This window comes from Terriglobus sp. ADX1 (genome assembly GCF_036877645.1).
GTDB lineage: Bacteria > Acidobacteriota > Terriglobia > Terriglobales > Acidobacteriaceae > Terriglobus.
This window is the reverse complement of sequence record NZ_JAEDXV010000011.1, coordinates 1-11,876: the sequence shown is the minus strand read 5'-3', so window position 1 is coordinate 11,876 and position 11,876 is coordinate 1. Positions and strand designations below refer to the sequence as shown.

At 59.7% G+C, this 11,876-nt stretch carries 9 protein-coding genes; 1 reads left to right on the top strand and 8 read right to left on the bottom strand.

What is annotated here, in order from left to right; all coding sequences use genetic code 11:
* Positions 1 to 37 precede the first annotated feature (37 nt).
* The 8 genes from JAO32_RS08990 to JAO32_RS08955 are packed head-to-tail and all read right to left on the bottom strand — an operon-like array spanning position 38 to position 10,255.
* On the bottom strand, positions 38 to 955 hold the full coding sequence (locus JAO32_RS08990; RefSeq protein WP_334239567.1) for an SCO family protein: 918 nt from the start codon (positions 953 to 955) through the stop codon (positions 38 to 40).
* 23 nt (positions 956 to 978) lie between these two features.
* Entirely contained in the window at positions 979 to 1,710 is a 732-nt protein-coding gene (locus JAO32_RS08985; RefSeq protein WP_334239566.1) for a hypothetical protein, read from the bottom strand.
* Complete coding sequence (locus tag JAO32_RS08980) at positions 1,700 to 3,052, bottom strand: hypothetical protein (protein ID WP_334239565.1); 1,353 nt, start codon at positions 3,050 to 3,052, stop codon at positions 1,700 to 1,702. The genes JAO32_RS08985 and JAO32_RS08980 overlap by 11 nt, the downstream gene beginning before the upstream one ends.
* Positions 3,053 to 3,083: 31 nt before the next feature.
* The gene (locus JAO32_RS08975) at positions 3,084 to 4,190 is read right to left on the bottom strand and encodes a c-type cytochrome (RefSeq protein ID WP_334239564.1); all 1,107 of its coding nucleotides are present in this window, start codon (positions 4,188 to 4,190) and stop codon (positions 3,084 to 3,086) included.
* 32 nt (positions 4,191 to 4,222) lie between these two features.
* Positions 4,223 to 4,765: a DUF3341 domain-containing protein gene (locus JAO32_RS08970; protein ID WP_334239563.1), complete on the bottom strand. Its 543-nt coding sequence runs from the start codon at positions 4,763 to 4,765 to the stop codon at positions 4,223 to 4,225.
* The gene (gene nrfD / locus JAO32_RS08965) at positions 4,765 to 6,210 is read right to left on the bottom strand and encodes an NrfD/PsrC family molybdoenzyme membrane anchor subunit (RefSeq protein WP_334239562.1); all 1,446 of its coding nucleotides are present in this window, start codon (positions 6,208 to 6,210) and stop codon (positions 4,765 to 4,767) included. The genes JAO32_RS08970 and nrfD overlap by 1 nt, the downstream gene beginning before the upstream one ends.
* On the bottom strand, positions 6,210 to 9,329 hold the full coding sequence (locus JAO32_RS08960; RefSeq protein ID WP_334239561.1) for a TAT-variant-translocated molybdopterin oxidoreductase: 3,120 nt from the start codon (positions 9,327 to 9,329) through the stop codon (positions 6,210 to 6,212). Before JAO32_RS08960 ends, nrfD begins: the two co-directional genes overlap by 1 nt.
* Positions 9,330 to 9,349: 20 nt before the next feature.
* Positions 9,350 to 10,255, bottom strand: a complete 906-nt coding sequence (locus tag JAO32_RS08955; protein ID WP_334239560.1) for a cytochrome c3 family protein — start codon at positions 10,253 to 10,255, stop codon at positions 9,350 to 9,352.
* A gap of 550 nt (positions 10,256 to 10,805) precedes the next feature.
* On the opposite strand from JAO32_RS08955, the gene JAO32_RS08950 reads away from it, so the two are divergent.
* Positions 10,806 to 11,651, top strand: coding sequence for a TIGR03435 family protein (locus JAO32_RS08950; protein ID WP_334239559.1), 846 nt, complete (start codon positions 10,806 to 10,808; stop codon positions 11,649 to 11,651).
* The last annotated feature ends 225 nt before the right edge of the window (positions 11,652 to 11,876 follow it).

The window sequence follows — 11,876 nt, the reverse complement described above, 5'->3', positions numbered from 1 at the left end:
CTTGTCCGCAAAGTTCAATACGCTGGTGCGCCGGTCGTTATGTCCGGTCGTCCTTGCGGGTCAAAGCGTGCTCGCGGCCAAGCTTCAGGTCGCGGCGAAACATCAAAAACATAAATCCGCCCAGCCCCGCCACTGTGATCATGCCGCCGAGTTGAACAACGCGGGCGACGATCAGACTGTGCTTGTTGCGGTGCGGATCGTAGTGATAGCAATAGGTCAAAATGTTGGCGACCGGCGATCCGATCTTATGATCCGACGCCTCCACCAGCCCCAGAAGAAGATCCTTTGGGGCGTACTCAACGCCGAGGTAGTACTGCGCAATCTTTGCCTCGGGCGTCAAAATCTGGATCGCGCTGGCATGCGCAAACTGCGTGGTCTTACCGTCCGGGCTAGGAATCTTCACATAACCAAAGCCCACAGCCTTGGTCACAGCGTCGATCGAAGCCTGGTTGCCGGTCAGGAAGTGCCATCCATCTTCCGTACCAGGACGTGCATACCGCTTGGTGTAGAGCTTCTTTTCCTTCAGTGCATCGATCGGCGTATCGGTCGGGTCAATGCTCACAACCAGAACATTGAAGTCCTTGGCCGGATCAAGATGGACCATTGCCAAGCCCTGAACCAGACCATCCAGTTCTTCGGAGCACAGCATGGGGCACTTGAAGTACACCAGGGCAAGAACCGCAGGCTTACCCTTGCCGAAGTAGTCGCCTGTGTTCACCGGCTTCCCGGTCTCATCCACAAAAGGAACGCTGGGAAGCGTTACATTCAGGTGCTGGTCGATGACGGCGCCCTTCAACACAGAGGGTAGTTCGCTGCCGGAATTTTCCCCGGTCGTCTTATCCCCGATGCTCGAAACCTGGGCGGAAGCAGCCACAGAAAACAGGCCGAACAGCAGCGCGAGCACAGCCAGCAGGCCGCCCATGCGCTTTCTCCGGATTGTCTTCTGCAGCTTCATTCCCATCTCCATCAACGACTGACTTACTTGTTGGTTTCTGCTTCTTTTTCCACGGCCATCTTCTGCTCGCGGCTCTCGATCTGCTCCAGCTCGTAGCCCGTGCGCGCAAAACCATTGGTCAGCGGCGCAACTGCCTTGAACTGCCTGTCGCCTGCCATCTTCGTCTGCACAGACGAAGCCGGGGTAGCTGCAGTCGGAAGACCACGCTTCACAATCAGAGCCATTGCCTGCTCGACCGGAATGTGGATGGTCCCCTCCGGACCTTCCGCCGGATCAGCGTAGGTGTAGTGCTCCAGCAGCAGATCCTCGCGGGCATGCATGTCCGCAGTTTCCTGGTCATCGTCGTCCACCGGGATACGGGGCGAGGGGAAGCTCTGCGCGATGCGTGCAGCGTCCGCCTGCTCCTGCTCCGGATTGTTCGCCAGGCTGGCGCCGCGATGCTGAACGGCCGCCGGGCTACCGCCTGCATAAGGCGACTTCGACGCGTCCTGGATATCCTGCTTCAGCAGGCCATAGTTAATGGCCTTACCCATCACATAGCACAGGCCGAAGAACACGATCAGGAATCCGACCAGGCCAGCGATGAACACCGCCACGCCCTTCGTATTAACGTCCGTAACTTCGTATCCCGGATGTTCCGGGTCAAACTTCGGCGAAGGATGCGGTTCCGGCTTCGGAAGACCGTGTTCGTCGTGAGAGGTCGAGGGTCCCTTGACGCTCTCGATGTGATCGCGCTCGTTGAACTCAGTGGGCATGTTCGGGCTCCAGGACCTCCGCGGTGTGCGGATCGTTCAGAACAATCAGCGGCCGCGAGGCGAGGTTCGTGAAGTAGAAGTAGAGCCAGATGCCGCCGATGGCGACCGGCACAGTAATGTACGCGAAGATTCCAGGGCTCAGGTGGAAGTTCCGAGCTGCGTCCGGGAAGTTCGGCTCAATCAGCCAGAACAGATCGAAGCAGCGAGCGAACATCATCCACATGGTGAGGCCAATCATCTTGCGATTGTCGTACTTGAAGCTGCGGCTCAGCAGGCAGACGAACGGCACAACCCAGTGGAAGATGAAGTTCAACGAGGTGAACACCCACCATCCGCCGCCAATGCGGTTCAGGTACCACGGAATCTCTTCCGGCGAGTTCGCAGACCAGATGATCAGGAACTGCGCGAAGCTGAGGTAGATGTTCAGCATCACGAAGCCCAGCATGAACTTACCCAGGTCATACTGTTCCGTCTTGCGCAATGCGGTAGCCAACGGCTGGAAGCTGCTCAGGCGGATGATGCTTTGAACACCCAGCGCCAGCACGGCATAGCCCTGGCCTACCAGGAAGATCAGGCCAAACACCGTCGAGTACCAGGTGATGTCCAGAGCCATAACGAAGTCGATGGCAACCAGCGTCAGGATTCCGGAGTACAGCAGGATGCCGATGCCGGAGAGGTTCTCCGCCTTGATGCGCCAGTACTCAAACGAACCCTGCGTGCCACGTGCCGGATCCGCATCGCGCAGCAGCGACCAGCGGTTCAGGAACGTTGTCCACACGCCGATGAATGCAAACACAAGAGCAATCTGCAGAGTCACGCTAACCGGCGAAAGCATGATGCGCTTCCAGTCCAGGGAGTGTGCCTGGCCTTCGGTCAGCAGACCGGAGTGCAGGGCGTTCTCAACCGCTTCGTGGGTCGGGTAAGCTGCCCACAGCCACAGGCGCTTGCCGATCAGGAAGAACGGGAGGCAGAGTGCAGCAACCACCCACCATGTACCGGCCATCGCTTCCAGCGGACGACGCAGGACCAGGCCCCACTTACCGCCGGAAACATACTGCACCATCAGCATGCAGAGGCCGCCGCCGCACAGGCCGAAGACCAGCATGAAGGCCTGCAGGTAAGCACGGGCAACATGGTTGAAGTCGATAAAGCCCAGAATTCCGGAGAGCACAAGGCCCACCACCGCGACGATGAGGCTGCGCGTCTTCCACGCGGCAACCGCCGGCGGTGCGCTCAGATCGGTAGGAAGCACCCGCGGCCCGTGATCGGCGTGCAGCGCGCCATGCGCTGCGCCGGGATCGCCGGCTCCTTCCAGTGCGTAATGTTCGTGTCCGTGTGCCATTCGTTGCGGCCTTATCCTTCAGGGAACTCGATTACTTGCTTGCTGCCAGGAACGCGACGATATCGTTCACGTTCTCGTTGGAAAGTTGCGGAAACGCCGGCATCGGCGGTTTCGATGTCGGTGACCCGTTGGCCACCTGCGCGTGAATATGTGCCGCTCCTACGCGGGCCACAATGCCCACAAGCGACGGAATCATTGGCGGCATACCCTGACGTGTCGGCTGGTGGCACACGCTGCAGTTCGCCATATATAGCTTCTGCCCATTCGCTACATCGCCCGCGGAGGCATGCGGAGCAGCGGCCGACGGAACCGAAGCACTGGCTTCCGTCTTGGCTGCCGCAGCGGTAGCCGCGGTCGGCTTGGCTCCAGCTGGCAGGGCAGATGCCAGGGGAGCCGACTTAGGGTTTGCTTCAGACACCTGCGCAGGCTTCGCTGCATCGGCAGCGGGCTGCGGCATGGGCTGCGGAAGAGGAGCAGCTACCACCTGCGACTTCTGAATCTGGCCAGCCGTTGCCGGCAGGTCCCAATCCTTTACGAAGTTCGCGGACAGGCCTTCTGCCTTCTCCACATCTTCCATCTTCTCAATCTTTGCGCCGCCCGCATCCGCCGTGGTGGCGTGCTGCGAGAGCTGCAGAGCGCGGATGTAGGCCGCGATCGCCCAGCGGTCTTCCACCGTGACCTGTCCCTGGTAATCCGGCATCGCGCCATAACCATTGGAGATCACGTTGAAGAAGTGGCCCAGCGGAGCCGAACGCAGACGTTCCGTGTGCAGATTGCCTGCGGGAAAGAATCCGCGCATCACAACCATGCCGCGACCATTGCCGGTACGCGAGTGGCAGGCCGTGCAGTAAATGTTGTACCGCTCCTGGCCACGCTCAATCAGTTCTGCCGTCAGCGGCACCGGAAGGCCATCGCCCTCTGCACCATTGATCAGGCCCGTGCGGTAGTAAGAGCCTTCGTCTTCCTGGCCGCGTGCCACGGTGCCCAGCACCTGCGGACGCACCGAACGACCGTCCGCATAGAACGACGTTCCGCGCTGCGGGAAGAACTTCGGCTGGTCGTGCATATCCTGACGGCAGCCGGCAAGACCCAGCATGCTCAGACAGGCCACCGACGCAGCCAGAAGGCGGCGGGACATGTTTCCCTGTTCCCTGTTGCCGATTGCCTGCATTACAGATCTACCTCCACCACGCTCACCGCGCGGAACTGCTCCAGGAAATCGCGCGTCTCGCCAAGATCAAACTTGGGATCCGTCGCCTCCAGGCACAGGAAGAACTTGTCATCCGTCGCACCAACACGGAAGTTGGGCGCGTTGAACAGCGGATGGTACGGCTGCGGCAGACCATTCAGTCCCAGCATGCCGAACGCCGCCGAAAGACCTGCGAACAGAATCGTCCATTCGTAGGCCGGGATGATGAATGCCGGCCAGGAGAACAGCGGACGACCCGCGATGTTAATCGGGTATGAGATCGCGGACATCCACGTCTGCATCAGGAACGCCGTCGTCAGGCCCATCAGGCCGCCCATCAGCGTTACCAACGGCACACGGTTGCGGTGCACATCCAGCGCAGTGGCAGCTTCTTCCACCGGGTAGGGTGTGTAGCATTCCATGCGGCGGTAGCCCGCGTCGCGTGCAGCGACAGTAGCTTTCACCATCGCTTGCGGCGTATTGAACTCGGCCAGGAGGCCGTAGACTCCCTCTTCGACCGGCATCAGGCAGTCTCCTCAATCGTTTCTTCCGCGTCGATCCCGTTGAACTTGGTCTGCGGAAGCATCATCTTGATTTCATTCATCGGGATCATCGGGATGAACCGGACGAACAGCAGGAACAGGAAGGTGAAGATACCGAACGTGCCGAGGTACAGCATGTAGTCCCACTTGGTCGCGCGGTACGTGCCCCAGCTCGAAGGCAGGAAGTCACGGTAGAGCGAGGTGATAACGATCACGAAACGCTCGAACCACATACCAATGTTGACCACGATCGACAGCGTGAACAGCCAGGCCACGTTCGTGCGCCACTTGCGCCACCACAGGGTCAGCAGCGGAATCGCGATGTTGAACAGGATCAGCAGCCAGTAGCCCCAGCCGATGGGTCCGAACATACGGTTCCACATCATGAAGAATTCCCAATGGCTGGCGGAGTACCAGGCCATGAAGACTTCCATGCCATAACCGTAAGCAACAATCAGGCCGGTGCAGAGCATGACCTTACCCATGTTGTCCAGGTGACGCATCGTCACCAGATCTTCCATGTGGTAGAACTTGCGGATCGGAATGGCCAGGGTCAACACCATGGCGAAACCGGAGTATACGGCGCCCGCAACGAAGTACGGCGGGAAGATCGTGGTGTGCCAACCCGGCAGGGCAGCGACTGCGAAGTCGAAGCTGATGACGGTGTGCACAGAGAGCACGAGAGGCGTTGAAAGACCAGCCAGCAGCAGCGATGCCGTTTCGTAGCGCATCCAGTGGCGGGTGGAACCACGCCATCCCAGCGAAAGCAGACCGTAGAACCACTTCGCGAAGGGCAACTGGGCCTTGTCACGGAGAGTTCCGAAATCCGGAATCATACCGATGTACCAGAACACCACCGAGATCGTCGCGTACGTGGACACAGCGAACACGTCCCAGCACAGCGGCGAACGGAACTGCGGCCAGATGTTCATCGTGTTCGGCAACGGCAGCAGCCAGTAACCGAGCCACGGACGTCCAACGTGCAGCACGGGGAACAGGCCGGCGCAGACCACGGCGAAGATCGTCATGGCTTCCGCGAAACGGTTGATCGAGTTACGCCAGCTCTGCTTGAACAGCAGCAGAATGGCCGAGATCAGTGTTCCGGCGTGGCCGATACCGATCCACCACACGAAGTTGACGATAGCGAAGCCCCACGCACCCGGGATGGTGACACCCCAGATACCGGTACCCTTCAGCACCAGCCACGTAATCGCGATCAGGCCGATGGAAGCGATGCCTCCCGCCACAATCAGGCCGAAGAACCAGCCAAGCGGCGTGTGCGAGGTGAGCACCACGTTCGCAATCTTGCGAGTGACGCTGGTGAAGTTATGTCCCGGAGCGATGACCGTATATTCGCCCGTTACCGGGTCGATCATCGGGTCATTCACCGGCTGGCGGTATGGATCGTGAAGAGGTTTGGTCGCCATTACGCCATCTCCAGCTCAGGATTCGGGTTAGACACACCAGCGGTGTAGCTGGTCCGCGGCCGGTAGTTGAGGTCAGCCAGAACCTGATAGTCCCGCTCCTCAGCCTTGCGCTTCGCCACCCGGCTGCTCTTGTCGTTAATGTTTCCGAAGACGATCGCGTCCGTCGGGCAAGCCTGCTGGCATGCCGTAACGATTTCGCCGTCCTGGATTGCGCGGCCTTCCTTGTCGGCTTCGATCTTCACGGCCTGGATACGCTGCACGCAGTACGTGCACTTCTCCATCACGCCGCGCGAACGAACGCTGACATCGGGGTTACGCATGAACTTGAGGCTCTCTGTATCGAAATCCGAGTACAGGAGGAAGTTGAATCGGCGCACCTTGTATGGGCAGTTGTTGGAGCAGTAACGCGTACCCACGCAACGGTTGTAAACCATGGTGTTCAGGCCTTCCGGCGAGTGCACCGTAGCGCCTACCGGGCAAACCTGTTCGCAACCTGCGTTTTCGCAGTGCTGGCACAACATCGGTTGGAAGTGCGCCTTCGGAGCATGCAGATCGCCCTCGAAGTAGGTGTCGATGCGGATCCAGTCCATCTTGCGGCCGATCTTCACCTGCTCGCGACCAACAACAGGGTTGTTGTTTTCCGCATAGCAGCTCACCACGCAGGCGTTGCAGCCAATGCAGGAGTTCAGATCGATCGACATGCCCCAGGCATTCTGCATCTTGCCGCTGGACTTGTCGGTCTTGTCGTATTTCCAGTCATCCGGGAAGAACGACTCTTCCTTCGGCGGCGTCTCGTAGAGCAGGTTGCCCTCGTGCGCGTAGCCCGGGTTCTTCTGTGCCTCAGCCAGCGTGGCCGTGCGGATCACACCGCGCTCCATCGCTTCGTGGCCCGGCTCAGAGATGGCAGCCTTCGGATCGGTCGGGTTCAGCAGATCGCTCTGCGCCAACTTACCGCGGTGATCCAAATCGTGAACCTGGGTCACGCAGAGGTCATACACACCGTCGGTCTTCTTCGCCTGCAGGCCCGGCTGCGACCACTGCGCATTGATCGAACGCAGCTTGTTCGCGTCGGAACCCACGTACTGCCCCACGCGGCCAAACCAGCGGCCACCACCAAGGTGAACCGTGATCACGCCATCCGGGTGTCCCGGCATCATCAGCACGGGGAACTTCACCTTCTGGCCGTTAAGCTCCAGCTCAACCAGATCGCGCTCTTCCACCTTCAGGGCGTCCATCGTGTTCATGGACATCAGCGCGGCGTTATCCCATGCCATGCGCGTTACCTGCTTCGGAACTTCCTGCAGCCAGCCGTTGTTTGCAAAGCGTCCGTCGTAAATCGAAGGATCGGCCTTGAACGAGATTTCGTAAGCGCCAGTTGCAGCGGCAAGTCCGGAGATGTCCAGCGAAACAGCCTTGCCGGAAACACCCGACTTCGGCTCGAACGCCGTTCCCTCAACCCAACCGTCGTGCAGAGCCTTCTGCCACGCGGTAGCGTCGCCGCTCTTTGCGTAGGTCTTGAAGTTCTCCTGAACCACCTGGTACGAGGTCTTCTGCGGATTATCCAGAACAGCCTGCAGAACATCATGCGATGTCTTGCCGCCATACAGCGGATCGATCATCGGCTGCACAATCGAGATCGTGCCGTCGTATGCGCGAGCATCCGACCAGCTCTCCAGATAGTGCGCTGCATTCACATGCCAGTGAGCACGCTGACCGGTCTCATCCAGATGCTGACCGAGGTGCGCAACAAACGGCACCTTCGAAACTGCCTCGCCAAACTGAAGATCAGCCGGAGCGCTGTAGATCGGGTTGACTCCGAGGATCACCACCACGCGCGCCTGACCGGCATTCATCGCGGCAACCATCGCCTTCAGATCATCCGCACCAACAGACGGCAGCGCCTGCACCGTTTCGGTGTAGACCACGGTGGAACCCACCGCACCAAGCTGAGCATTCAGAGCGTGCGCCGCAGCCTGGATCGCCGGGTGGCTCTGCTCGCCGGCGATAACCACTGCGCGGCTGCCAGCCTTCTTCAGGTCGGCCAGAACTGCGTTGAAGAACTTCTGCGAGTACTCGTCGCCCGCGAACGATCCGCCATTCGCCAGCGCCGTCGCAAACTTCGCAACATCGCTCGGCTTCAGTCCAAGGCGATGCTCTGCCTTCGCGCCGGTCACGGTCGGCATGGTCTCCACCGTGTACAGGCGGTTCATCACCTTGCCCGACTCATAGCGATGACGCTCTGCATACGCAGCCGACAGTGGCAGGAAGCCCGGGTACGCCGACGAGGACAGGAAGTCCGCATCCAGCGAAAGAATGACGTCCGCATTCTCCAGCTTGTACTGCGCGTCGTAGTAGTCGCCCAGTGCAGCCTTCGAAGCGATGCGTGCCGAGTCATTGTTGACCGGCGACCACTGCACCAGCTTCGCAGTCGGATACTTCGCAACAAGCTGCTTCCACTGCGCGGCCAGCGACGGCGAAACGATCGGCTCCGTCAGGACATAGATACCCTGACCGCCACTCATCTGCACAGCCGAACGGAACGCATCACTGAAAGCGCCGAAATCCGAGTTCAGCGTCATGCCGCCGACATGCTTCACGACATGCGCGGAACGGTCCGGATCATACAGGTCCAGCAGCGAAGCCTGCGCAAACAGATCGCTGCGGCCCTTCGATACTGGGTGCTCCGGGTTGCCATCCACCTTGATCGGACGATATGCCTCGCTCTTCACCAGGACCGGCAAAGCGCCCGTCGGGAAGGGGTAGGCGGTTGCAAAATAGTTCGGCTTGCCGAGGACCAGATCTTCCGGGGCCTTCACATACGGGAAGATCGGCTCATCCGGCTGCTTGGTGCAACCCGTGGTCGCAGCCAGCGCCAGCGACGCGCCCATCACCTTCATGAAGCCGCGGCGGCTGATGCCGTCCGTCAGCTCTGAAGCCTGCTGCGGAAACTCTTCGTGCAGCATCTCGGTGAAGCCCGGCGCTTCGGCCAGCTCATCCATGCTCTGCCAGAAGCGCTTGCCACGCTTGCCGTCAAGCTTGGCGCGAACCTCCGCCAGCGTCATCTTGGCCGGAGCGATCGAAGTGATCACGGTTGCGCCGGTTGCATTGTTCTCAGCCATGCCATTTCCGTTCGGGTTGCTCATCGGTGGCACACCTCGCAGCTCTGGAGCTCATTTGGTGTGCGGATACGGTACTTGTCCGCCAGGTACGTTCCCAGCTCGCGCTGCGACGTGAACTTGTGATAGCTGGACGGCAGGATCGCCATCGGAGGAACATCAGAGACCGTCTGCCCCTCGCCATTCAATGCATGTGGCTGCAGTCTTACGCCGCCACTCGTATCCTGACCATCCGAAGCGCCCTTCTGCAGGAACGCCAGCTGCGGATTGCCCTGCTTCGGATCCGTCGTGGTGCAGGTGACAGCCTGCGATGTCGGAGCCAGCTTGCCCGTCTCAGCGCACCAGACCGGCTTGTCGCTCGAGGCGCCAGCCCATGCCATGTTGTAAATCTCGCTGGTCGGGCGAAGGTTCTTCACCGGATCGCGGTGGCAGTTCAAGCACCACTCCATCTGCAGCGAGTTCTCGGCATACATGATGGGCATTTCATCCACGCGGCCGTGGCAGCTTGCGCAGCCGATGCCTTTGTTCACATGGATTTCGTGATTGAAGTACACGTAGTCCGGCAGGTCATGCACGCGGATCCACGGGATCGATTCCCCTGTTGCCCAGCTCTTGCGGACCGGCTCCAGCATCGTTGCGTTCGTCCAGATCTCCGCATGGCAGTTCATGCAGGTCTTGGTCGGGGGGATGCCGGCATACATCGACTTCTCAACCGATGTGTGACAGTACTGGCACTGGAGACCAACGCCCTGTACGTGGTGGCGGTGCGAAAACGGCACCGGCTGGTCAGCCCGCTGGCCTTGCCGGGTAACCCACGGGGAGCGCTGCAACTGGTTCAGTGCCACGCCCAGTGCGACCACGATCAGGCCTACCAGCACAAGGGCTGCGCGGGCCAGAGCGTTCGAACTGCGGTCAAAAACTTGCGCCATGTGAGTGCTTCCTGCTCTCTCTTATCCATCCCGAAGGTCAGGCGGGGGACCACCCTTCGGAAAGATTCAAAACCTGCAAAACACCCAGGGAAACCCCAAAGGGTTTGCCCTGTTCAATCCTGTCCTGCGACCTTTCGGCCCAGGTGGAGTCTAAGTGTGATTCCACCTAAAACTATAGCAGCGTAGAAACCGCTTGAAGTACCTGCCGCATTACGCCGAAACGACTTTCTTTCATCGACTTCGATAATCGAACCAATGGTCCAACCACTACGGCACTACATATCGTGTCCCGATGCGTTCGTTCTGCACCAGACCACAACATCTACCCTCTCGCACAGGCATCCGGCTTGTAAATTCCGTCCAAAATAGTCCGGGTTCTTTTGTTCGATCTTCGCGCAACTACGCAAACCACTATCGCAGACCAGTTATGAAAGCACTGTGACGACCGTCACGCAAGCGGAAAAACTAGCAGGTCGTCCCGCTTTTCCAAGGCATGGAACCACTCAGCCGCTCCCTCCGTATCATCTCCACACAAGGAGTTTTCAACGTCATGCTCCGCTTCGCCCAGCGACTCTTCGTGCTTCTCGCCTGCGTCTCCACGCTCTCAGCCATCGCACAGACACCCATCACTGAGGAGCCGGACTACAAACCAACGCTCACGTTCGATGTAGCCACCATTCGCGTTGCGCCGCCGCCGGGAGCCAACTTCCGCGTCTCCGTCACCAGCCCGCGCGACTCCAGCCGCTTTGACGCGACCAATCTTCCCGTCCGCACATTGCTCCAGATCGCCTACGGCTACGACGCTCCCTTCGTCAACGCACCGGACTGGGTGAACAACACCTTCTACGACATCCACGCACGCTCTGACGAAGCCGCCGATGCACGTCTCGCCAAACTTCCCGTGAACGAGGTGCGCCTGGAAAAGCGCAACGCCATCCGCATTCTCCTTGCAGACCGCATGAGCCTGAAGACACACATGGAAACCCGCAGCAGCGCCATCTTCCATCTCGTCGTCGCCAAAGGGGGCTTGAAGATAACACCAATACCGCCACCGCCTCCCTCTCCCGACGGCGAAAAGCCACGCATCCCGCCTGTCGACACGCAGGCACATCCATCGCGCCACGGACTCGAATTTGTTGGCTCCAACGCCAACATGCAGGCCATCACCAGCGTCCTCAGCACCATGATGGAAGCTCCAGTGCTGGATAAAACCGGCCTCGCAGGCTATTACAACTACACCCTGCAGATCGGCCGCGACTGGTCCGCACACGATCCCGACAGCTTCCCGGACATCCTGACCGCCGTACAGGAACAACTCGGCCTCAAGCTCGAATCAGTGCGAGCCCCAGTACCAAACCTCGTCTTCGACAACATCACCAAACCCACCGAAAACTAATCGGGTGAGTGACTCCCAGCCCACAAAGCAAAACCAGCTTCGCAGAAGCTCATACGCGCCTAGCGCGTCATCCTGAGCGCAGACGAACCTCCCCTCTCGAGGGTAGAGAGTCATTCCAAAGAGCCAGAAAATCAAGCGCCAAAGGCGCGACCAGATATTAGCCTAGGCCGAAGGCCTAGGTAGGGTCCGCGTTGAAAATCCAAGGGCCAAAGGCCCGCCCTATCC